Origin of the sequence: Agrobacterium sp. LAD9 (genome assembly GCF_003031125.1) — a bacterium.
Lineage (GTDB): Bacteria > Pseudomonadota > Alphaproteobacteria > Rhizobiales > Rhizobiaceae > Agrobacterium > Agrobacterium radiobacter.
On sequence record NZ_PHGS01000011.1, the window covers coordinates 64,631 to 86,251 of the forward strand.

General features: G+C 57.3%; 20 protein-coding genes and 2 pseudogenes. 10 read left to right on the top strand and 12 right to left on the bottom strand.

Annotation, left to right across the window (positions count from 1 at the left end):
• Positions 1–18: 18 nt before the first annotated feature.
• The gene (locus DA915_RS13245; RefSeq protein ID WP_107676072.1) at positions 19–1,656 is read right to left on the bottom strand and encodes an ABC transporter substrate-binding protein; all 1,638 of its coding nucleotides are present in this window, start codon (positions 1,654–1,656) and stop codon (positions 19–21) included.
• Between the two features lie 31 nt (positions 1,657–1,687).
• On the bottom strand, positions 1,688–2,689 hold the full coding sequence (locus tag DA915_RS13250) for an MsnO8 family LLM class oxidoreductase (RefSeq protein WP_107676073.1): 1,002 nt from the start codon (positions 2,687–2,689) through the stop codon (positions 1,688–1,690).
• 233 nt (positions 2,690–2,922) lie between these two features.
• On the opposite strand from DA915_RS13250, the gene DA915_RS13255 reads away from it, so the two are divergent.
• Genes DA915_RS13255 through DA915_RS13265 form a run of 3 tightly spaced genes read left to right on the top strand, consistent with a single transcriptional unit; the run spans position 2,923 to position 5,932 of the window.
• Positions 2,923–3,627, top strand: a complete 705-nt coding sequence (locus DA915_RS13255; RefSeq protein WP_107676074.1) for a GNAT family N-acetyltransferase — start codon at positions 2,923–2,925, stop codon at positions 3,625–3,627.
• Entirely contained in the window at positions 3,624–4,643 is a 1,020-nt protein-coding gene (locus DA915_RS13260) for an LLM class flavin-dependent oxidoreductase (protein ID WP_107676075.1), read from the top strand. Before DA915_RS13255 ends, DA915_RS13260 begins: the two co-directional genes overlap by 4 nt.
• Before the next feature lie 20 nt (positions 4,644–4,663).
• Complete coding sequence (locus DA915_RS13265) at positions 4,664–5,932, top strand: LLM class flavin-dependent oxidoreductase (protein ID WP_107676076.1); 1,269 nt, start codon at positions 4,664–4,666, stop codon at positions 5,930–5,932.
• Between the two features lie 155 nt (positions 5,933–6,087).
• Here DA915_RS13265 and DA915_RS13270 read toward each other — a convergent pair whose 3' ends face one another.
• Both DA915_RS13270 and DA915_RS13275 read right to left on the bottom strand, forming a co-directional pair.
• A complete protein-coding gene (locus tag DA915_RS13270; protein ID WP_233283401.1) occupies positions 6,088–7,050 on the bottom strand; it encodes a PLP-dependent cysteine synthase family protein in 963 nt (320 codons plus the stop codon).
• A 155-nt stretch (positions 7,051–7,205) separates the two neighbouring features.
• Entirely contained in the window at positions 7,206–7,424 is a 219-nt protein-coding gene (locus DA915_RS13275; protein WP_153064538.1) for a hypothetical protein, read from the bottom strand.
• 499 nt (positions 7,425–7,923) lie between these two features.
• Between DA915_RS13275 and ggt the strand changes: the two genes are divergently transcribed.
• Complete coding sequence (ggt, locus tag DA915_RS13280; protein ID WP_107676078.1) at positions 7,924–9,681, top strand: gamma-glutamyltransferase; 1,758 nt, start codon at positions 7,924–7,926, stop codon at positions 9,679–9,681.
• An 80-nt stretch (positions 9,682–9,761) separates the two neighbouring features.
• Positions 9,762–10,154: a DUF1488 family protein gene (locus DA915_RS29180; protein WP_244600708.1), complete on the top strand. Its 393-nt coding sequence runs from the start codon at positions 9,762–9,764 to the stop codon at positions 10,152–10,154.
• A 39-nt stretch (positions 10,155–10,193) separates the two neighbouring features.
• Here DA915_RS29180 and DA915_RS13290 read toward each other — a convergent pair whose 3' ends face one another.
• The 3 genes from DA915_RS13290 to DA915_RS13295 form a co-directional block, all read right to left on the bottom strand.
• The gene (locus tag DA915_RS13290; protein ID WP_107676093.1) at positions 10,194–11,447 is read right to left on the bottom strand and encodes an ATP-binding protein; all 1,254 of its coding nucleotides are present in this window, start codon (positions 11,445–11,447) and stop codon (positions 10,194–10,196) included.
• A 53-nt stretch (positions 11,448–11,500) separates the two neighbouring features.
• Positions 11,501–11,824 (bottom strand): hypothetical protein, encoded by a 324-nt coding sequence (locus DA915_RS28665; RefSeq protein WP_153064539.1) that lies wholly within the window; start codon positions 11,822–11,824, stop codon positions 11,501–11,503.
• A gap of 78 nt (positions 11,825–11,902) precedes the next feature.
• Complete coding sequence (locus tag DA915_RS13295; protein ID WP_107676079.1) at positions 11,903–12,514, bottom strand: TetR/AcrR family transcriptional regulator; 612 nt, start codon at positions 12,512–12,514, stop codon at positions 11,903–11,905.
• A gap of 60 nt (positions 12,515–12,574) precedes the next feature.
• Between DA915_RS13295 and DA915_RS13300 the strand changes: the two genes are divergently transcribed.
• The 3 genes from DA915_RS13300 to DA915_RS13310 are packed head-to-tail and all read left to right on the top strand — an operon-like array spanning position 12,575 to position 15,704.
• Positions 12,575–13,654 carry a saccharopine dehydrogenase gene (locus DA915_RS13300; RefSeq protein WP_107676094.1) on the top strand — a complete coding sequence of 360 codons (1,080 nt, stop codon included), beginning with the start codon at positions 12,575–12,577 and terminating at the stop codon, positions 13,652–13,654.
• A complete protein-coding gene (locus DA915_RS13305) occupies positions 13,641–14,651 on the top strand; it encodes an alpha/beta fold hydrolase (RefSeq protein ID WP_107676080.1) in 1,011 nt (336 codons plus the stop codon). The genes DA915_RS13300 and DA915_RS13305 overlap by 14 nt, the downstream gene beginning before the upstream one ends.
• A 21-nt stretch (positions 14,652–14,672) precedes the next feature.
• Positions 14,673–15,704 (top strand): ankyrin repeat domain-containing protein, encoded by a 1,032-nt coding sequence (locus DA915_RS13310; RefSeq protein WP_107676081.1) that lies wholly within the window; start codon positions 14,673–14,675, stop codon positions 15,702–15,704.
• A 257-nt stretch (positions 15,705–15,961) separates the two neighbouring features.
• Here DA915_RS13310 and DA915_RS13315 read toward each other — a convergent pair whose 3' ends face one another.
• From DA915_RS13315 to DA915_RS13325, 3 genes are all read right to left on the bottom strand, one after another.
• The gene (locus DA915_RS13315) at positions 15,962–16,435 is read right to left on the bottom strand and encodes a nuclear transport factor 2 family protein (protein WP_107676082.1); all 474 of its coding nucleotides are present in this window, start codon (positions 16,433–16,435) and stop codon (positions 15,962–15,964) included.
• Positions 16,432–17,055 carry a pyridoxamine 5'-phosphate oxidase family protein gene (locus DA915_RS13320; protein ID WP_107676083.1) on the bottom strand — a complete coding sequence of 208 codons (624 nt, stop codon included), beginning with the start codon at positions 17,053–17,055 and terminating at the stop codon, positions 16,432–16,434. Before DA915_RS13320 ends, DA915_RS13315 begins: the two co-directional genes overlap by 4 nt.
• Positions 17,056–17,178: 123 nt before the next feature.
• On the bottom strand, positions 17,179–18,165 hold the full coding sequence (locus DA915_RS13325; RefSeq protein ID WP_107676084.1) for an MBL fold metallo-hydrolase: 987 nt from the start codon (positions 18,163–18,165) through the stop codon (positions 17,179–17,181).
• Between the two features lie 132 nt (positions 18,166–18,297).
• Between DA915_RS13325 and DA915_RS13330 the strand changes: the two genes are divergently transcribed.
• Positions 18,298–19,194, top strand: a complete 897-nt coding sequence (locus DA915_RS13330; RefSeq protein WP_107676085.1) for a LysR family transcriptional regulator — start codon at positions 18,298–18,300, stop codon at positions 19,192–19,194.
• A gap of 213 nt (positions 19,195–19,407) precedes the next feature.
• Here DA915_RS13330 and DA915_RS13335 read toward each other — a convergent pair whose 3' ends face one another.
• Complete coding sequence (locus DA915_RS13335; RefSeq protein ID WP_107676086.1) at positions 19,408–20,787, bottom strand: hypothetical protein; 1,380 nt, start codon at positions 20,785–20,787, stop codon at positions 19,408–19,410.
• A 316-nt stretch (positions 20,788–21,103) separates the two neighbouring features.
• Positions 21,104–21,481, bottom strand: a pseudogene (locus DA915_RS13340) (LysR family transcriptional regulator); the annotation flags it as partial.
• Here DA915_RS13340 and DA915_RS13345 point away from each other — a divergent pair.
• Positions 21,439–21,621, top strand: a pseudogene (locus tag DA915_RS13345) (recombinase family protein); the annotation flags it as partial. The pseudogenes DA915_RS13340 and DA915_RS13345 overlap by 43 nt on opposite strands.

Below are 21,621 nucleotides of genomic sequence, written 5' to 3' on the forward strand. Positions count from 1 at the left end.
TATTGAATTGCCGACAGATCAGGCGTTCTGCTGAAGCCAGATATCGTAGGCACTATCGGGAAGGCGTTTGAAGGGTCTAAAGCCGACGCCCTTGACCGCGGCCACAGCGGCAATCTGGTCGTCGGGCACATAAAGCGGCAGGCCAAGCGCCTGCTCCAGAAGCGCATAACGCTGCAATTTTGCGTAGATTTCGAACCGTTTTTGCTGATCGAGCGTCGATGCGGCCTCGTCCAGCCAGGCGGATATTTCCGGCGCCTCGGTGCGGCTGTAATTGATCGATCCGCCCTTGTCGCGCGGCAGATAGTGGAAATAGATCGTGACGCCATTCTCCTGCGTCGTCGTCGAGTTCGGAATGATGCCGTACTGGCCGTCCTTCTGGCGGCTGGAGTAGGTTCCCGCATCGACATACTGCAAGGCGAGATCGATGCCGGCATTCTGGCGCAGTTGCGCCTGCACCGCCTGCAGGAGAATATCGCGCTGGTCGCGCACCGTGGATTGCGACTGCACGACCTCGATCGTCAATCGCTTGCCGTCCTTCACACGGAAACCATCGCCGTCGCGGGCGGACCAACCGGCTTCATCGAGCAGGCTATTGGCGAGCTTCGGATTGAAACCGTAGGCCTGTTCGATGCTCTTGTCGTAAAAATCGGTATCCGCCGGGGTGAGAATACCCCAGGCCCGCCGGCGCTCACCGCGATAGACAGCCTGCAGTATCTGGTCCACATCCACCGCCGCCTGAAATGCCTTGCGTATTTTAACGTCGGCGGTCGGCCCGTAATTGACGTTCAGGTAAAGCGTATAGGGCGTGCCGGTATTGATCGCCGTCTGATAGGAAAATTCCGGGTCGTCGCGGAAGAGACCGGCATCATTGCCCGGAATCCCCTCGATGACCTGCACCTGCCCGGAAGACAGCGCGCCGCTGCGCACGGCAGATTCGGACAGGAAACGATAGATCACCTCATCCAGATAGGCCGGCCCCTGATGACCGGCGCTCGCTGGCGCCCAGTTATAGCCGGGATTTTTGACGAAGCGGATTTCCTGACCCTTGGCGTAACGATCAAGAACGAACGGCCCGGTTCCGGCAATCTCGGGCCCGCCGGATTTCAGCTGTGGTGAGGAAAAGGCCCGTGGCGACAGAATTTCAATACCCGACGCGCCGTCGAGAAAGGGCGCGTAAACCCGGCCGAGCTTGAGCACGACCGTATGCTCATCCACGGCAAGCGCTTCGGTGACATGGGAAACATGACCGGCGCTGATACTGCCGGAATAGGTCGGCTCCTTCAGCTTGGTGAAGTTGAGCGCCACCGCGGCGGCATTGAACTTTTCGCCATCGCTGAAGGTCACGTCGTCGCGCAATATGAAAGTGTATTGCTTGCCATCGTCGGAGATCGAATAGCTCTTGGCCAGCCATGGCGCATAACCGCCGTCCGGCGTGCGGGCCAAAAGCGACTCATAGGCATTGCGCAAGATGAGCTTTGCCTTGGCCTGCCCGTTCAGATGCGGATTGAGCGTGCTCGGTTCGGTCTCCACGCCCCAGGTCAGCGAACCGCCGCTCACCGGCGCCTGCGTGGCCTCGCCTGCGCCGAAAGCAATGCCGCTGGTGGCGAAAATCGCCGCAGCGCTTGTTGCCAAAATGAAATGACGTCTGGTTACCATGTCTAATCCCCTCATGCCCGGCAGCTTGTCGTCACGCGGCAAGCGCGCGGCCGGCTGTCGCCAGATATTCGATTGTCTTCAGGCGATGTGCGCCATCGGATACGGGGCAATCCACGATGAACTCGTCGATGCCATAATGGTGGTGAAGCCGCAGCAATTCCGCACGAACCGTGGACGGAGAGCCGCGGATGATCAGCGGGCTGCGTTCCTCGATGCGATATTCCGTGGCGCCCGCCTGCCGGACATATTCGCGAGCCTGTTCTTCGCTTCCGACATTCACGCCCTGACCGCCTTCGACCTCGACGCGGAAACGGCGACCTTCCACCGCAAGCGCATCGGCGGCCTGATCGGTCTCGGCAACCACAACGGCAACCGCCAGAACCGCATATTTGCCGCCTTCTGCCCTGAACGCGGCCAGCGCTTCGGAAATCGCCGCCTCATTGCCGTGGATGTGGCCCGCATAAACGAAGTTCCAGCCCAGCCTGCCCGCAAGCCATCCGCTTTCCGGGCTCGCACCAAGCAGGAAACGGTTCGGCGGCGAAGGCGGAGAGGGATAGGCTGTGAGCCTGTCTTCGTCCCGATTTTCCGCCCTGCCATCGCCAACAAAGTGATCAAGCTCTTCGAGCTGCTGTTCAAAGGTGGGCTTGCGTGCCGGATCATAGGCCCCTTGAAGGGCACGCGTGGATAGCGGCAGCCCGCCGGGCGCCTTGCCGACACCAAGATCGACACGATCAGGCGCAAGCGCTGAAAGCAGCTTGAAGTTTTCGGCAACCTTGTAGGCGCTGTAATGTTGCAGCATGACGCCTCCGGACCCGATATTGATCCGCTGGGTCTGGGCCAGCAGGAACCCGATCAGCACTTCGGGAGACGAGCTCGCAAGCTTCGGCGAGTTATGATGCTCCGCAACCCAGAAGCGGGTGAAGCCGTGCGCCTCCGCCTTTTGCGCCAGCGTCACGGTTCTTCGCAGCGCCGCTACGGCGCTTTCATCCTGATGGATCGGACTCTTGTCGAGAAAGCTCAAACCAAAGGTCATCAATGCTCCATGAGAACCGGTTTATAAATTTGATAAAATCTATATTTTTAATGTGATAAAAATCGAGCAATGATATTTCCTTATTCAATTGCACAATAAAAGATCATGCCGTGCCAAAGAAGCACGCCTTGCGCCATGCTCCTGCGCGCGGCTGCGGCCGGTGCAAGCATTCAAGTGCAATGCTTGATGCACACCGTCCGGACAGCCGGCTATCGTGCCCAAGCGAGACAGCCATGCCCGATGTCATCATTCATTCGTCCCTTCTTCATCCTTCAACCCAACCCCTCATCGAAGGCCTTATCAGCGAGTATGACGGGCGATACGGTACTGCCGATCGCCCTGGCGGCGCTCGCGGCGAGATCTACCGATATCCCGAAGGGCTCTATTCTCCGCCGCTGGGCGATCTCCTGCTGATGCAGCGTGACGGTAAAACCATTGCCGGCGGCGCCTTCATGAGCCACGACGACGAAACAGCCGAAATAAAGCGGATATGGACGGATCCTTCGTTGCGGCGCCAGGGGCTCGCCCGCACCATCATGTTGGCTCTTGAAGAAAGTGCGGCGGCGCTTGGCTATACCCGTACCTATCTCTCAACCGGATTTCGCCAACCGGAAGCCGTCGCACTTTATCTGAGGCTCGGATACCGCCCGCTTTTCGACACCGCTGCCGATCCGCACCTCTATCGCTCCCTTCCTTTTGAAAAGCACATTGGTGCCAAGGCCGGTCAGCAAGGGAGCACACCGATCTATCCTCCCGCCGCCTCCTTCGAAGAGGCGACCGCGCGGGTGAAAGCTTTGAAAGAAGGGCAAGAGGCAAAAATTCTGGCGCGCTTTACCGGACATGCTGCATCGCGTGCTGACGGAAGTCTCAACGGAATATCATATCAGGGTGCGCTTTCCGCTCGCACCCCTCAACCTTCAGTACGGAGTGCAACATGACTTTCGCGGCGAATTTTCATTTTGGCATAGACCTCGATCACCATTCGCACGATCTGCTCAGGCATGACGGGAAGACAAACGGCCTTCTCCAACGCCTTGATGAAGGTTTTGATCTCATCACTCTCGAAGATGGCTTTGCGCTTTCCGCAGGCAATGGCCTCGACGCCATCTTGTTTGCAAACTGGCTCGGCGCACGGACCAGCCATGCGGGCATCCTCGCAGGCGCGCCGATCAATTTCCTCGAACCGTTCCATGTATCGACGGCCATCGCCACCCTAGACTATGTGACGGACGGTCGGGCCGGCCTCCTCGTACAACCGCTTGAGGGAAACCGGGCAGTTGCCGCAAGGCGCGCCACGGGGGAACTTAATGGCTATCCCGAAAACAATAACAGCGCCCTCGAACTGGATTTCGACGAGGCGATCGACGTCATCAGACAACTCTGGGACAGCTGGGATGATGACGCCATCATCCGCGACCCGGAAAGCCAGCGTTTCATCGACGGAACGAAACTGCACTATGTCGATTTCAAGGGCGCTAATTTCAACGTGCTCGGGCCATCGATTACGCCGCGGCCTCCTCAGGGCCAGCCGGCCATTGCCGCCGTGTTAGGGGCCGACGACAACCCGCGTCTTGCCGCCACCGTCGACCTCGCCTTTCTGCGCGCCAACGACAGCAAGCTTCTATCAGTGGTGAAAGACATCAAATCCAGACACCCCGGACTACGGCTTTTTGCCGACGTGGGCATCGGAACCGACGCACCCGCGCAAGACACGATCCCGCAATGGGCCGCTGACGTGGAGACCGCTATCAGCCGAGCGCACGCATTGGCCAACGCCGGGCTGGACGGCATCCGCTTCCTGCCCCGCCAACCGGAGCGCGATCTGGCGCCCTTGCTGGAGCATATCCTGCCGGCACTTCGGCGGTCCGGCCTTGCGCAAGCACGGCGCGGATCGACCCTGCGCGATCGCCTTTCCCTGCCCGCCGCCGCGAACCGCTATGTCGCAGCTGCCTGACCGTCATCGGAAATAGTAATATGTCGAAGAAACAAGTCATCATCGGAGCCCAGTTTCCGGGCGTCAATAATTTCACGGTCTGGAGCGATCCGGCAGCCGGCAGCCAGATCGCTTTTTCGTCTTTCAGGCATTTCGCTGAAACCGTTGAACGGGGCAAGCTGGATTTTATCTTCCTCGCAGAAGGCCTGCGTGTGCGCGAGCAGAAGGGCCGCTTCCATGAGCTTGACGTGGTTGGGCGGCCGAACACATTGGCGATCCTGACGGCGCTCTCCGCCGTCACCAGCAATGTCGGCCTGATTGGAACGCTCACCACCACTTTCAACGAGCCCTATCCGCTCGCCCGCCAGCTTGCGACACTGGATACGCTTTCAAACGGCCGCGCCGGCTGGAACGTCGTTACCTCCCCCGGCGCCTTTACCGGCGCGAACTTCCGCAGGGGCGACCACCTGCCATTCGCCGAACGTTATGAGCGCGCAAAGGAATTCATCGAAGCTGCGCGGGCAATCTGGAAGGGCGAGGACTTTACCTTCAAGTCCAAGCACTTCGATATTGCCGGCCGTTTCGATCTGCCGCCCTCGCCGCAAGGCGCTCCCGTCATCGCACAGGCCGGCGATTCCGAGACGGGGCGTGAGCTGGCGGCCAGCCATGCCGACGTCATCTACTCCCGCCATGGCAGGCTTGAGGACGGGCAGGCGTTCTACAAGGACGTCAAAACGCGGCTTTCCAGATATGGACGCGGCCCGGATGATCTCAAAATATTGCCCGGCGCCGCTTTCGTTCTGGGCGACAGTCAGGAAGACGCCGAAGAACGGCAGCGCGCCATCCGTTTACAGCAGGTAAGCCCGAAAAACGCGATCGTATTTCTGGAGCAGGTATGGAACCGCGATCTTTCCTCCTACGACCCGGACGGACCGCTTCCAGAGATCGACCCTGAAGTTGCCTCTCCCGCGCTTGCGCAAGGCCGCGCGAGCCGTATCGACGACCGGCTTGAAACCGCCCGCGTCTGGCGGGAAATCGCTGAGCGCGAAAAACTGAGCATTCGGCAGCTCATCATCAAGGTGACGGCACGCCAGCACTTCATCGGCACGCCGGAAGCGGTGGCGAGACAGATCAACCACTATGTTCAGGAAAACGCCGCAGACGGTTTTGTGTTTGCACCGCATCTTACACCAACGGGCTTCGATGACTTCGTCGAAAAAGTCATCCCCTATCTTCAGGAATGGGGCGTCTATCGAAAAAATTATCAGACACAAACATTGCGAGGCAATCTCGGCCTCGCGGTACATTAAACTTTGTTTTCGTTCGAACAGGTATCCGAAATCCGGTTGGAGCGGTCCGGGTATTCCCGGAGTATCGGCGCTCCATCCGCTTTCTGGCAGGTTACGCTCGCGTTCAGATGTGATCGCTAGCAGATTCGCAATTCCCGATTAGTTGAATGGCCTTTTCAGTCGGGGGCACCAAAAAGCGAGAGATAACGCTCGCCACTGTCAGGAAATATGACCGCGATCGTCTTGCCCCTGTTTTCGGCACGTCGTGCAAGCTTGATCGCGACCGCGACAGCCGCACCGGACGAAGTCCCGACAAGGAAACCCTCCCCCCTTGCAATGGCGAGTGCTGCCCGCCGCGCCTCCTCGGTGGTAACGGCGATAACCTCGTCGACAACACCCCTGTGGTAGGTCTCCGGCAAGGTGTCTTCCTCGACCTCGGTCACCTTGTGGACTCCTTCGATTGTGCGGGCATCGGGGTTGTCCGCGGAAGGAACAGACTCCGGCGTCGGCTCGGCAACGACGATTCTTATTTCCGGCTTTTGGCCTTTCAGAAAACGCCCCGCACCGGATACCGTGCCGCCCGTACCGACAGTGCCAACAAGGATATCTACGTCCCCTTCGGTATCGCGCCATATTTCCGGCCCGGTCGTCTCGAAATGCACCTGCGGATTGGCGTCGTTGGAACGTTGCCCGGTATAAAAGGCGCCAGGATTCTCGGCCTTGATCCGGTCGATGATGCGATGGATCGCATCCGGTTGGAAAAGCTCCTCGTTTTCGATCAGCTCGATCTCGGATCCAAATTGCCGGAGGATGTTGATCTTGTCCTCGCTGATTGTATTGCGAAGATAAAATTTCGTACGATATCCGCGCGCGGAGGCGACCGCAGCAAATCCTATACCGGTATTGCCGCTGGTAAGATCGAAAATAAGATCCCCCGGCTTCAACTTACCATTCTTCTCCGCTTCGCGAATAATGCCCCATGCCGTGCGGTCCTTCACGCTGCCTGCGGGATTGAGGTACTCGATCTTGGCAAGAATGCGCGCCTGCAGATTATATTTCGTCCGAATTCTGGCGAGTTCCACCAGCGGCGTATTGCCGACAAGTTCCGTAAAATCACGATAAATCCTGCCCAATTTCACTATCCTGTTTTGCACTGAAGTGGATGTAGGAGACCGCTCGGACGAAGTGCCAGATCACTGGCTTTCATCGCGTGAAGGAGAGAAATGAGGGTTTGAAAGACCGGTACATCGCCGGTTAGCGCGACAAATGGAAGGCACTACGGACACAACAGCCACTAACAGGCAGGTTGCTTGCGCCAGTAAAGGCCGTGCGAATATTCCTTGTCGTGGAGATGTTCCCGATCTTCGTCCCATTGCGTCTTCATCGACGCTGTTCGATCAGATTCCGGTTTCTCGATGTCGCCGCTCACACTAGGCCGCTCCTGTCTGAACCAGTCGAATCCGAACCGTATTTTACCGCTTTTCCGCATTTTTTTGGCCTCCAGCTTATCCACCGACATATCCTGGAACAGGATCGCTTTTTTGAGCAAGAACGACACGTATTCAGGGATTTAAAGCCAACTCTCACACAAGCGGAATTAAATTTTCTTCCCAAAATTGGTTTCCGTCAATATTGTCTATTAAATTACTATACTAATATGCGGAACCGCACGGAAACAAACTACCCGCAAATCACGAACCGTAAGGCAACGCCTGTTCGCAAGGCGTGAAACATCACGGCCTTGCTGAACTGTACTGGATTGAAGAACGAACAAGACCCTACCCGTCTCGCGTTGTTTTCCGGCCGATGAGCGGATCTCCCGCCGTGCCGGAAAGGTAAAGAAGGATAGGAAGGAAGCCGCTGAAACGAAGGCGAAGCAGCTCATCCATATGATCGCCAAATATCGTTTGTGTATTTCTGCCGGCAGCTTTGGCATGATAGAGTGCAATGTCAGCCTGCCGGATACCCTGCCCTTATATGAACTGGTTGTGCCTCTCTGGAGGATAAGGCTAATGAAAATGAGATTTCTCGGTGAGGCTGTTCTCGCCTTAATGTTTTCCACTGCGATCGCCTGCGCCCAGCAGGCGTCCGACACGGTGGCACCCGAGAAGGCAACGGATGTTGCGACTGCCAGACGTGTCGAGTCAAGGAGCTTCATGGTGGCAGCGGCCAATCCGCTGGCAGCCGAGGCGGGGCGCAACGTGATCGCAGCGGGCGGTAACGCCATAGATGCGATGGTGGCGGTGCAGGCCGTACTTGGCCTTGTTGAACCGCAGAGTTCTGGGCTCGGCGGCGGCGCATTCCTGGTCTACTACCACGCAGAAAGCGGTAGGTTGATGGCGTTTGACGGCCGGGAGACCGCGCCGCGGGAAGCCACGCCAAAGCTCTTCCTGGATGACAAAGGTCAGCCGCTTAAATTCATGGATGCAGTAATTGGCGGCCGTTCCGTTGGCACGCCGGGAACGGTGCGGCTTCTGGAGGAAGCCCACAAACGCTATGGAAAGGCGGAATGGGCAAGTCTGCTGAAGCCCGCGGAAAAGCTGGCGACGGAAGGTTTCAAAGTGTCGCCGCGCCTTGCCTCCCTTATCGCGTCCGAGGGCGACCGGCTGAAGAAATATAAAGAGGCCCGGTCATATTTCTTCGACACCTCCGGGGCCGCCCTGCAGACCGGTGTCCTGTTGAAGAACCCTGTTTATGCCGAAACGCTTGCGATGCTCGCCAAAGGCGGCGCCGATGCTTTTTATAAAGGGAGAATTGCCGAGGCGATCGTCAAGACTGTGCGTGAGACGACCGACAATCCCGGCGTGCTGTCGCTGACCGATCTGTCCAACTATCGCGTGATCGAGCGCGAACCGGTTTGCTTCAGCTATCGTGCTCTTGATGTGTGCGGGATGGGTCCGCCCTCTTCGGGCGCCATCACCGTAGGCCAGATACTCGGCATGGCGGAGAATTTCGATTTAAAGAGCCTGGGGCCGAAAAATGGCGAAAGCTGGCGCATTATCGGTGATGCACAGCGCCTCGCCTTCGCCGACCGCGAGCGTTACGTCGCTGACACCGATTTCGTGCCACTACCGATCAAGGGCCTGCTGGACAAGACCTATCTAAGCGAGAGGGCAAAGCTGCTCGACGGCGACAAGGCGCTGGCCAAGGATGCCGTCAAGGCCGGCGAGCCGGAATGGGACCACGCGCTACTTTTAGGCCGGGATGCCGCGCTCGAGTTACCCTCCACAAGCCATTTTGTCATTGTCGACAAGGATGGCAACGTGGTCTCGATGACGACGACGATCGAAAACGGCTTCGGCTCGCGTCTGATGACGAACGGTTTCCTGCTCAATAACGAGTTGACGGACTTTTCCTTCAAGACCCATGACGGCGGCCTGCCGATCGCCAACCGCGTTGAGCCCGGCAAACGGCCGCGCTCCTCCATGGCCCCGACTATCGTGATGAAGGATGGAAGACCGCTGCTCGCCATTGGTTCCCCCGGCGGCAGCCAGATCATCGGCTATGTGACACAGGCGCTGATCGCCTACATTGAGTGGGGCATGCCGGTTGAGGCGATCGTCGCCCAGCCGCATCTCATCAACCGGTTCGGCATTTATGACATCGAGGCCGGCACCAGCGCGGAAGAACTGATCGGCCCCCTGAAGGCGATAGGATATGAGGTGAAACCGGGTGAGATGAATTCCGGTTTGCATGTTATCGAGATGACCGCCCAAGGTTTGGCCGGCAGCGCCGATCCACGACGCGAGGGAGTGGTTGTAGGGGAGTGAACGCTCAGCCTGCGAAAAGACGGCGGCCTCAAGAGACTGAGCATAGCGTCGTGTAGAGGCTAGGTAACTACCCCGCACGGGTGTTCAGCATTGTTGAGTTGCGATTCTTCATTGAGGCTGCTGCACTTGGGCAATCAAGTTCGTCGAACATCAGTTCTGAGTGTCTATCGGCATTCGATGCAGCACGTGGTGCGATTCTCGAAGCGGCGAAAAAGGTTTACGCGCGTGGCCGACGATCTATGTACGTGCTTAGTGCCAGAATTTCGGATGAATTCGGCCTCGCAGCTCCGAGAAATGCCGGCGCCGCGGCGAGACTGTCGCCCACCTGTCCAGCATCTCCACGCGTTTGCAGCGCCAGCATTGCGCGCCGACGAAGTATGATCACGGCAGGTCAGAATGGCACCCCGCTATCTCAGCGAAAAGGGCGCGACCAAGGATCGCGCGTATTGACGATGTCAAGGCCCCATGGATGATCCTCCTGCCAAACACATGGTGGTTCTGCAGTGCAGCAGCTACGTTGTCCAAAGGATAGAAAGCGGCGCAGCGCGCAGCTTCTCCCCAAACGGCGTTACACGATCATGGTCATGTAAAACCAGTCCCCGCACAAAACGATCACCTACCGCCTGCTCGAGTTGGCGAAGACCTCTAAAATCATCTGATTTGACCGTAGCGGATGCTTTGACTTCAATCCCAACCACGCGACCACGGCGGTCTTCGATCACGACATCGACCTCATCCTGATCTTTTGTTCGATAATGTGAAAACGTCAGACGGCGCTCTGACCAGGAGGCAAGCTTCAACAGTTCAGATACAACGAAACTCTCCAGTAGCGCGCCAAACCGGGTCTTGTCGCGTCGAAGACTATCCAGGCTGTCCTCTCGCAAGCTTGCGAGAAGGCCCGTGTCAACAAAATGCAGCTTCGGTGTTTTCACGAGCCGGCTTAATCGATTGTTCGACCAAGGCGGAAGTGTACGCACCAGGAAAAGGCGCTCCAGTATAGCTACGTATTTGCCTGCGGTGACGCTCGACAATCCCAATGCCGACCCAAAGCTGCTATGATTCACAAGCTGGCCTGCATGCTCACCAAGCACATTCAGCAATTTTGGCAACCGATCGAGTTGGTCGATATTTGCGATATCACGGACGTCTCGATCAAGAATGAGAGCGACATAGTCTTCAAGCCACGCTGCCCGGCGGGCAGCCGTCGGACGACGCAATGCCTCCGGATATCCTCCCTTCAGAACAATCTCCATAAGATCGTCGCCGAACACGACCCTCTCTCCGAGCGCGGGTTCGTCGCCATTGAAGATTTTATCGAGTAACTGCCCAGAGGTTGATTGGATTTCGGCTTGAGCAAATGGCAGCAGTGGTACGACCGCCATCCGGCCGGCAAGTGAATCAGCTATAGCTGGAACCGTCGCTAGATTGGCTGACCCAGTCAAAAGGAACCGGCCAGGCCGTTCATCCCGATCCACACTTTCCTTGATGGCGAGCATCAGCTCAGGTGCGCGCTGTATCTCGTCGATGACAGCCCTGTCGATGCCTCGAATGAACCCTATTGGATCAGCTCGCGCAGCGCTTAATGTGCCTGCATCATCTAGCGTCAGGTAGGGGCGATCTGCGTCTGAGAATTGCCGCGCAAGCGTTGTTTTACCTGCTTGTCGCGGCCCAGAGATCAAAACAACACGCGTATCTGTCAGAGCCGTATCAACGATTGGCTTCGCTTTACGGTCAATATACAAGCGGGTGACACCATCAGTTTTCATACGGCAACTCATAAACCAATCGCCGTCCAATTTAAAGAGATTCTCCGTCTGATTTAAATAAACCGTTCGTCTAATTCAAAACTCAAGACTGAGGTTTCCGATTCATTTTCCGAAATCAGTGACCGAGAGACTTCCCAGCAAGCTACGTCAGCAACTTGAAAATGGAAACAATTTGCGGCGGTATTCGCCTTGAGCGGATATGAACCGCCGACGCATTGGTTAATTCCCTTACAGTTCTTTGGACTTTCACGGCTGCGCAACAATTTACTCTTAAATGGCCGGTTGCGGCCTAAGAAGCCTAACCTCAAGTATGCACCATCTTTAAAGCTGTGGCGCAAAATACCGTTGTAGCCAACTGCAATATCTGGAAGCAGCATAGCCGCTGTTTACGTGCACTATCCAACTATAGATGAAAATGAGCCCCGTATCCTGGGAACGAATGACGCCGTTCAACCTCAAACTTTATCTTGGATCGTCGCGCCAATGAGCTTCGTAAACACCTCTTCTGCCTCCAAAGCGGAGCAAGACCCACGATTCATAGCATTTGTCAGCGCGTCTCCTGATGCAACCAACGCCAAGCTTGAAAGGGCGAGTGTGTCCAGCGTCAGGTTCGAGTGAGGCTTCAAAACCTCCACGAACATCTCGATCACCGCGTCGACTAACTCTTGATATACAGCCGCCTTTTCCTCGCTTCCGGCAAGCGCCGACCCAACAGCATGAAATTCGTCACCCTGATCGGCCCCGCAGGCCAAGTAGGTTTTTGCCAAAGCCGACACGGTCTCCTTTGCCGTTCGGTTCCCCTGAGCCATTAGCGCGCGAAAGGCCGAAATGCGTTCGGTGTCTATCCATCGATAGAGCTCAATCAAAAGTCCTGTTCTCGTTTCGAAGTGCTCGTAAGTGACGGGCTTTGAAACTCCCGCTCGCGCCGCGAGGTGCGCCAGGGTGAGCTTATCTGCGCCCTCTTCCCGGACAACCAGACGCGCCGTTTCGAGGAGCTGTAGACGCCGTTCTGTTTTCGATAGGCGGCCCACGATCCTATTGTCGACAAAAGTTTTTACTTTTTCCACTTGCGTACCTACTTTTAGTAACTTACGATGTGTAGGTATCAGTTAATCACAGGTGTCGTGATGTTACAAGCTCCAGGAAAACTGCAAGATCCTATACTGATCATCGGCGGCGCCGGTGAAGTGGGGCGCTGGGTCAGTCGATTCTTGCGTGAGTGGCATCCCGACTTGCCACTACTGATTGGTGGGCGGAACGAACAACGCGCGCTTCAAGCGGCTTCAGCGGTCGATGGCGCCTCTGCCGTAGCGGTAAATCTAACAGCGCCCGCTTTGGGACTAGGTAACTTAAGGGTCTCGGCTGTTGCAACGCTCTTCACCGATGAAACGGGAGCAGCGCTCCGCTGGGCCCAGCAAACGGGTGCCGGACACGTAAACATCTCACCAAGCATTGGCGAACTTGGCTTGGAGGTTGCGTCATTTATTCAAATGCCCACAGCGGCGCCCGTAGTCCTCGGTACCGAATGGTTGGTGGGAGCGACAAGCGTGCCATCCTTGTTCCTCGCCCAAGAATTTGGTCATCTGGAGCGAATTCACATCGAGGCGATCCTCGATGAGCAAGACGCGTTCGGACCCGCAGCAAATGCCGACTTTGAACGCCAGATGTATGCGGGCGCTGCAGCTCTCATCAGACGGGCTGGCGCATGGCGCTGGTGCAAAGGTGACGAAACCAGTTCCAAAGTATGCGCGGTAGATGGCACAGAGATCGACGCCAACATATTTTCACCGAACGACGTCTTGTTGCTGGCGAACGCAACCGGCTCACCAGACGTCCGGTTTGACTTGGCGATTGGGGAAAGCTCGACGCGGCGTAAAGGCGAGCCAGTATCGACTGAAATCATCATCAATCTCTTCGGCCTGGATTACGCGGGGCTGCAGCTTCGCAAACGTCACGCAATCGTGCACCCCGGTGGCCAGATGCCGCTTACGGGTCTGGGTGTCGCGCTCGTTCTTGAACGCCTGGCTGGTCTCGTAGCCGAAAAGCCCAAACCTGGTCTCTACTTCCCAGCCCAGCTCATCGACCACTCCACATACTTTGAGCGGCTTCGCGCCTCAGGTGGTGAAGTCATTGAATTGGAGCCGATCCAACACGCGCCGCAAGTCTCAATCAAGCATAACCTGGAGCAAAAAAATGAGTCCCCCTAGTGAAGTATCAGCCGTCGCTGATCATCCCGTACACCATTCGCAAATTGAGGCCAACGGTGCCTCTTTCCATGTCGTTGAGCAAGGCCATGGTCCAGTCGTGCTTTTCTTGCACGGCTTTCCAGACACGGTGGAAACGTGGCGTAGCCAGATGCAAGTTGTCGCAGAAAACGGGTACCGCGCGATCGCACTCGACATGAGGGGTTTTGGCGACAGCTATTCCCCGGCCGATCCCGCACTTTACAGTGGAGCCTACATTGTTGGCGACCTGATTGGCATCCTCGATGCGTTGCACGTACCTACCGCAACGATCGTATCGCATGATTGGGGCGCGGACCACGGACAACGGGCAATGGTCATGCGACCAGATCGTTTCAACGGGATCATAACGCTCGGCATCCCGTTCCTGCCGCGTGGCGAGTTGAGTACCTGGGACCTGCTACGCAGTCGCGGTCTCGGCGATCTCTATTATGCTTTCGACATGATGAAGCCGGAGACGGATGACCGGATTCGTGATGCGAGCAAGACTATTCCCAGTGCACTTTACTGGCTGTCGGGCGAGCCCGCCGAAGGAACCGGGTGGGATCCCATCGACGCAAAGCGGAATATGTTTCGGCCTGCCCCTGAAGTGCTGCCGAGCTGGGCCGATCCAGCCTATGTGAAGCACAACATCGAAACGTTCCAGCGAACGGGATTTCGAGGCGGTCTGAACCAGTACCGTGGCGTGCAAGCGACGTTTGAGCATCTCGCTGCCTACAAGAATGTGCTTATCAAGCAGCCTTCCCTTTATATTTGGGGCGATGCAGACGGGCTGTGTCGGCTGTTCCACCCCGTTCCTCCAACTGTTGAAGAGATGCGGGAGACAGCGCCCGGGCTCGTCGATGTCGTGCGCCTGGAAGGTGTAGGTCACTGGCCTCATCACGAAGCTCGCGACCGCGTGAATGCCGAAATCATCAAATTCCTGAACGGCCTCAACGCCACCGTTTCAGCAGCTGTCTAACCAATCAAGGAACATAAGACCATGATACTTTCTCATGCTATTCGGACAGGCGATCTTGCTTCGGTCAAAGAAGCTATCGACGCCGGGGCCAACGTCAATGCTCGAGGCCCCGATGGTCTCACGCCGTTGATGATCGCGTCTGCGCTTGGTCAGGCACAAGCTGTTGCTTTGCTCCTAACTGCCGGAGCGGACGTGCTGGCGGCGGAACCTCGAATGGGAGCAACGGCAATCCACAAGGCGGCACAGTCCGGCAGCGCCGACGTGATGGGGATGCTCTTGGACCACGGAGCCTTCATCGATCAGCAATCGCCCATTCTCGGTAACACCGCCTTGATGGACGCCGTGCTTCACAAACACGAATCTGTCGTGCGGGTTTTGCTGTCGCGGCGCGCTCGGACTACTGTAAGGAATTACTGGCAACAGACCGCGCTCGAAATTGCCAGGCACGACGACCTCAAAGCAATCGCAGCGCTTATTGAGGAACGCGATGAGGCGGACGAGAAGCACATTGCCAGCTTGTCGATCGTCTCATCAGTCAAGGCCGGAAATATTGAAGAGGTGAAGCGGCTGATCGCAGATGGCGCTGATTTTGAGGTTCGGGTGCCAATAACCGGGACGCTCGATGACGACTACACGCCTCTCGGTCTCGCAGTTCGCGAAGGTCATGCCGAAATAGTGCGCATACTGCTGGATTCTGGCGCAGATCCTCGCCGTACGATCGGTCTCATGCGTGGTTCGCCACTTCACGATGCTGCCTACTTCGGAAAGGCAGATCACATCGATATTTTGACTTCATCAACAAAGCAGGGGGATACTCAGGTTGAGCTTGATGCGCAGGGTCCTTACAATGGTCTGACCGCTTTGCACGATGCTGTGTGGCATGGATACGTAGATGCCGTGGCATCCCTAGTACACGCCGGTGCTCGCCGTGATTTGAAAACTCATTCGGGCCTGACACCGCTAAGCCTCGCTACTCTCTACGGCTATGACCGAATCGTTGAAATCCTTAGCAGCGAGAGCGATCAACCACGTAACTTCGGCTCAATTAGCTAGTGCTCAATCCCGGTGACCGTATCTGCCGATCGCAGGTGCGTTGGCAGCGAGATCACGCATCCTCCATTGATGGGACGGTATTCGAAATGCTCCCCATCCCGGAGATGTTCGCGTGAGAGCCTGTGCATATCCACGAAGGCCTGGCCCTCAATGGCCTCTTCCTTCGCTGGGAGGGAGCGTTTAAAAAAAGGAAATTAAGATTGGCTCCTGAGCCACCGCCTTTGAGCGCCAGATGAACAGAGACAGGCTACTCTCGATTAAAAACCGAGCTCGCTGAGTCCAGGATGATCATCTGGCCTGCGGCCAAGCGGCCAGTGGAAACGGCGGTCTTCACCGCGGATAGCCAGGTCGTTGATGCAGGCATAGCGCTTCCGCATCAGGCCGCTATCGTCAAACTCCCAATTCTCGTTCCCGAACGATCTGAACCAGTTCCCACTATCGTCGCGCCACTCATAGGCAAACCTGACGGCGATACGATTGTCGTTAAGCGCCCAGAGCTCCTTGATCAAACGGTAGTCGATCTCCCGCCGCCATTTTGCCGAAAGGAACGCGACGATCGCATCCCTCCCGGTGACAAACTCGGCACGATTCCGCCACTGGCTGTCTACCGTATATGCCAGAGCGACCTTCGCCGGGTCGCGGCTGTTCCAGCCATCTTCAGCAAGACGAACTTTCTCGACTGCGCTTTCAAACGTAAAAGGCGGAATGGGTGATCGTTGAGCTTCAGTCATGTTGCAGGGTTCCCCAACCGTGCGCGCAAGGTCGCGTTCTCGGTTTCCAATTTCCGCAGTTGTTCACGAAGAGGCGCGACAGCCTGTTCAACCTGCTGTTCGGTGTAGCGCGGGACTATATGTTGCGGGCAATTCCAATCGAACGCCTCAAGCCGAAGCCTGAATATCCGTTCCGCTCTTCCTTTGTAGGTCGGGTCGGACACCAGCTCCGTGAGTTCCTGGTTAGCATCAAGCGCCAGCCGCTCCACATGGGCGTAAATTTTGAGCCGTGCCCGTCGCACATAGTCCATCAAGAACAGGCAGGTCCGATCGTTAGCGGCAAAATTGCCGACGCTGATGTACTGGCGATTACCCCGGTAGTCGGCAAAGGCCAATGTTCGCTGATCGACGACCTTAAGGAAGCCGGCTTTTCCTCCACGGTGTTGAACGTACGGCCAACCCGTTTCGGAGACCGATGCCATATAGAAACTGTCACGCGAGGCGATGAAGGCGATCTCGTCTTCGGTGAAGGTGTCTGAAGGACGGTTGTCAGCGCCCAGCCAGATCTGATCCACTCCCATGCCCGCCTGAGCTGCTCTGACGCTTGGCGTTACAGCAACCTCAAGGAAATGATATGGCATGCCTATTTCTCCTTGCCCAGGCAGGCTCGCATCGTTGTCTCACGGCGCGAGCCCGGATTTATCTTCGGGTAGCCTAGATCAGTGCCTGGCATTTATAACCCTTAAGATCACCGAGAGCAGCAATCAGTCCTGCAAGGCCCAGTCTGCGACCTGCCAACGTATCTTCCCACGATCAGCAACGATACGACCGAGCCCAGGGAACGGCATGTGCGTGGCAGCGATGAGTGCGCCTTCCGACGCGGCACGCGGAAAGAAGCGATCACGCATGGCTTTCGCAGCGGCACGGTCCTGCTCAAACAGGAAGAACACATCGGTCGCGGCCGGATGTACGACCGGAAAAATCATATCCGAAACCATGATCATGCTCTTCCCGTCATCTTCGACCCGGACGCCGATGTGGCCGGGCGTATGGCCGGTCAAGTCGACGATCGAAACGCCCCGCATGATCTCGCGCTCTCCGTCGACCGCCTGGAGTCTCGGATATAGCCGCACAACCTCCTCCGCCATCCTGAAGCTCGTCTGCAGGTAATCGGGAGCGCCGTTGCGCTTGGCCGGATCGGTCCAGTGAGTGATGTCGCGACGATCGATATAAAGCTCGGCTCCGGGGTAGTTGTTCTGGCCTCCCAGAACCAGCCCACCCATGTGGTCCTGGTGCATATGCGTTACGATGACCGCGTCGATCTTGTCGGGCTTCAGACCGAGCGCGGCGAGTGCCTGTGGTAACTGTCCGGTCTGCCCGATAGACCCTGCCGCACCGGCGTCGATCAGGATGCGACGCTCGCCATCCTCTACGAGATATTGGTTGAAGAGGAACCGAACTCCGCTCGGCCGGGCGGTGAGCTGCGCGATGGCCGCCTGTTCGACCTCGGCCGCGGAACGTCCCGGAAAATAGTCGTATGGCATATCGGCATACCCGTCCGTCAGGGCTGTAACTGTGAAACGGCCAATGCGGATTTGCGCCAGCGGCGTAATGCCGCCCGGCGTTCCGGCGGTAACCTGCGTCGCGGCAAGGGCGGGCGTGCCACCGATCAGGCCTCCCGCGAGGAAGTTCCCTCCCATAAGGCCGAGAGGCAAGGCGCCGGCAAAGGCGCGACGTGAAAGTTGAGGCATGACATCTTTCTCCTGATCAGCAGCACGATGGAAGCTACGTCGAGTCCCGACGACGCGAATGCTATGACATCCACAAATAACGGGGTATCCTGGCAATGTGGAAACATTCCTCTCAATTTTCGGAAGGGTTCGATGGATCGGTTTGAAGCGATGTCGGTGCTGTTAGCGGTGGTCGACGCCGGCACTCTTTCTGCCGGGGCACGGCGGCTGAATGCGCCGCTGGCTACGGTCAGCCGCAAAGTGGCCGATCTTGAAAAGCATCTTGGCGTTCGGTTGGTCGTGCGCACCCGCCGCGGTCTCGCCTTGACGGAAGAAGGGCGCGCCTTCGTCGCCGCGTCACGTCGTATTCTCGAGGAGCTGGACGCGGCGGAGCGGCAGGCCAGCGGCGATTATGGAGCGCTGCGTGGCGGGCTGCACGTGACCGCGCCGATTGCCTTCGGCGAGCGCCATCTGCTGCCAATTGCGCTCGAATTCCTCAAGGAGCAACCTGATATCAACCTGCGGCTGACCCTGACTGATCGGCAGCTAAGTTTGGCAGATGAGCACGTCGATGTAGCCCTACGGATCGGGCACCTGCCGGACAGCGCTATTATCGCAACACGTGTTGGTGTCGTCCGCCGGGTGATCTGCGCGAGCCCCGACTATCTTGCCCGCCGAGGAGTGCCGCGTCAGCCGGAAGACCTCGCCCCGCATGACGGCATAAGCTTCCAGGGCTTCGCGACCGCCCCGGAATGGCGATACCGCCGGGACGGCGCGGCCTTCGCTGTCGAGCCGCGCCTCAAGCTCGCGGTCAACACGACGGAGGCTGCCATTCAGGCTGCACTAGCTGGTATAGGCATTATTCGCGTGCTTTCTTACCAGATCAACGAACATTTGCGCTCTGGCGCTCTGCAAGAATTGTTGGCGGAGTTCGCACCGGAGCCGCTGCCAGTAAATGTTATTCGCGGACCTGTCGATCCGCTGCCGCTGAAGGTCCGGTGCTTCCTTGACTGGATCGGCCCCCGCCTGCGCGCGCAGATGACATCCTAGCGCTCCCTCTATCCAGGCGCGCCTCCGTTGATGGCGGCCATGAGCACCGGTACGAATGCTGCAAGGTCGCTCGCCTTCCCTACGCACCTAACATGGCGGCTTTCCGGAAAGAGCCACAGCGTTCTCTAGGACTGAAATCAAGGCGCATTCCTGTCGCAAAATTCGTCGCTTCATGGCCAAAACACCCAGCTTCCAAGCTAAGCAGAGAAGCCGTCACGCCATCTCAAGGTGCGAAGATTCCATCCCCTGCGCGATAAGCGGCGCAGAAGACTTCGAATGCGGGTGGGAAGCGTTAAGTCGCCGAGCCACGATATCATGGTTCAGCCACAGGACGGGACCCGTGGGTTCCGATGATTCACTAAAGATTAGCTGCCCTGTTGCCGTCACAACGAGACTGCTCAGGAGGTCACTAATCATCATCTTGCCATCCCGATGCATCTGGGTGATCTCGTTTGACGTGCCAATGGTCAGATCGGCCTGTGCCTGGCTGTTTGCCATGGGCCATGCCGAAAAGTCATAGAACGGACGCATGACCTCGCTGGCCTGCATGGCAGTGATCTTCCGGAAAACATCCTTCATGGTTAAGCCATCGACCAGCAACTGCTCGCAGGCCTGCCACTGTTCGTCGGCCCATTCGCTCCCGTTTTCCTTCTTCAAAGCAAGCAGCAGCGGTATCAGGGGCAGCTCGATACCGGTGAACACATCGGATGAATTGGTCCGGATTTCGGGACAATTATAGACGGTTGCCGTGATCCCTTTCGCCCAGGCATCCTCTGCAATGCCTTCAAGCCGCATCTTCGCATATCCCTGGGTGTAGTTGGTATAGGTCTGCCAACGATAGCTCCCATCGATCAGGACCGCCGATCCGTGATAACCATAGGCCGTATATCGCACTTGTCCGCCCGAAGCTTCGACCCGCTCGCGGATCACCGTGCTGAAATCAATGAGATGGCGAAAGGTGTTTGCGGAGACATCGTCAAAATTCTGCAGAATGAGCTTTCCCATGTCACTGTCGAGCAGAGTCTGCGAAGACATGTGGCGGGCGCCAGTTCCCTTGTAGATTCGATTGGCGACGACCAGGAATACCTTCGCCTTCGGAATGCCCCCAGCCATTGTGTGGGCGAAGAAAACATTGCGGCCAGCGCCAATCATTCCGTCGAGAACGGCCATGACTTTTGAAAGCGACTCCGTAAAACGCGCGGTAGCGATGTCCCGGCATTGCCTGACATAGTCCCAATCGAGCTTGTCGTGTTCCCAGCTCTCAAGCGTCATCCTGGACAGGAGATCGGTGGGAGTTGGGCCGTCTGCGGGCGCATCGAGATCGAACCCCGCCATAAGAGGTATGTTGATAATCCTGCCGCCCAGCTGGGCCTCCGCCAAAGACAGTTCCTCGGCGTCGAGCGGCCGGAGCGCGTTGTTCTCGTCGCGCCGCCCGACGGTGATCCCCACAATCTCCATTCCAGCCCGTCTGGCTTCGTCAAGCAAGCCTGTGGCGTATCCGCGGCCGAATAGTTCGCCGAACAGTACGAAAACATCGCCCTTACGGAAGACCGTGTTTTCGGAAAGACGATTCAGTGCAACCGGATTTTCCATACCATCAACTCTTTGCTTCGCGTATCGTCGAGCAATGGCTCATACGACCTTTCACAAAGACATGACCGCACAGGCACAGAATGGGAACTCATTTTCGGTGACCGTTCATTTCAAAACGTGAAGTCGGCCCCTGTTGTTCTTACACTGCGGGGAAGTGCCAAAGCCGTTGGAAATCGGCGCACCGATACCAAAACCCATTGGTTCGAAACCCTCGTCCTACCGATGCTTGCGAGGTTATTGACGCGGCCTGGGTCTCAGTGTTGGGCATTCCATCATTGTCGAAGTCACCTATCGGCCGCGTTCTGGACGTGACCCCCTGGATCAGATCGACGAAGCGATCAGTAAGGCCGATATCGAGATGCAAGTTGGGATTGTCAGCCGCAAAGCCTGTAAACAGCCGCGGCAGAAGCAGAGGCGCCAGCTCGCTTGGCATGCTGACGCGCAGGCGGCCGGCGAGCGGAGAGCCGGCGCCGATTGCCTCATCGCTCGAATCCAGATCCCGCAAAAGCGGAGCAATCCGTTCGAAGAAAATCTGGCCGTCCTGCGTCAACGTCAGGGCGCGGGTGGAGCGCAGGAAGAGACGCGAGCCGATCTTTTTTTCAAGCCTCGCCACGCTCTTCGAGACCGCCGATGGCGTCGTATCGAGAGTGCGTGCCGCAGAAGCAGCACGACTATCTGGAGAAGCTGCGCGCAGGTGAACTCGACACGGAGCAGAAACAAAAAAAGCTCCTCGACGCTTACGCGGAGGAGCTTTCTGTTAAGCGACTTGAATGGCAAAATATTCAAGTTTCAGTGGTTGCGGGGGCAGGATTTGAACCTGCGGCCTTCAGGTTA

Bases quoted from the DNA above. Each gene is read 5' to 3' on its own strand.
- DA915_RS13255 (WP_107676074.1), top strand. From the start codon at position 2,923: ATGCCCGATGTCATCATTCATTCGTCCCTTCTTCATCCTTCAACCCAA.
- DA915_RS28665 (WP_153064539.1), bottom strand. From the start codon at position 11,824: ATGCTGCTTCCAGATATTGCAGTTGGCTACAACGGTATTTTGCGCCAC.
- DA915_RS13305 (WP_107676080.1), top strand. From the start codon at position 13,641: ATGAGTCCCCCTAGTGAAGTATCAGCCGTCGCTGATCATCCCGTACAC.
- DA915_RS13325 (WP_107676084.1), bottom strand. From the start codon at position 18,165: ATGCCTCAACTTTCACGTCGCGCCTTTGCCGGCGCCTTGCCTCTCGGC.
- DA915_RS13330 (WP_107676085.1), top strand. From the start codon at position 18,298: ATGGATCGGTTTGAAGCGATGTCGGTGCTGTTAGCGGTGGTCGACGCC.
- DA915_RS13290 (WP_107676093.1), bottom strand. From the start codon at position 11,447: ATGAAAACTGATGGTGTCACCCGCTTGTATATTGACCGTAAAGCGAAG.
- DA915_RS13315 (WP_107676082.1), bottom strand. From the start codon at position 16,435: ATGACTGAAGCTCAACGATCACCCATTCCGCCTTTTACGTTTGAAAGC.
- DA915_RS13335 (WP_107676086.1), bottom strand. From the start codon at position 20,787: ATGGAAAATCCGGTTGCACTGAATCGTCTTTCCGAAAACACGGTCTTC.
- DA915_RS13265 (WP_107676076.1), top strand. From the start codon at position 4,664: ATGTCGAAGAAACAAGTCATCATCGGAGCCCAGTTTCCGGGCGTCAAT.
- DA915_RS13260 (WP_107676075.1), top strand. From the start codon at position 3,624: ATGACTTTCGCGGCGAATTTTCATTTTGGCATAGACCTCGATCACCAT.
- DA915_RS13310 (WP_107676081.1), top strand. From the start codon at position 14,673: ATGATACTTTCTCATGCTATTCGGACAGGCGATCTTGCTTCGGTCAAA.
- ggt (WP_107676078.1), top strand. From the start codon at position 7,924: ATGAAAATGAGATTTCTCGGTGAGGCTGTTCTCGCCTTAATGTTTTCC.
- DA915_RS13245 (WP_107676072.1), bottom strand. From the start codon at position 1,656: ATGGTAACCAGACGTCATTTCATTTTGGCAACAAGCGCTGCGGCGATT.
- DA915_RS13250 (WP_107676073.1), bottom strand. From the start codon at position 2,689: ATGACCTTTGGTTTGAGCTTTCTCGACAAGAGTCCGATCCATCAGGAT.
- DA915_RS13300 (WP_107676094.1), top strand. From the start codon at position 12,575: ATGTTACAAGCTCCAGGAAAACTGCAAGATCCTATACTGATCATCGGC.
- DA915_RS13320 (WP_107676083.1), bottom strand. From the start codon at position 17,055: ATGCCATATCATTTCCTTGAGGTTGCTGTAACGCCAAGCGTCAGAGCA.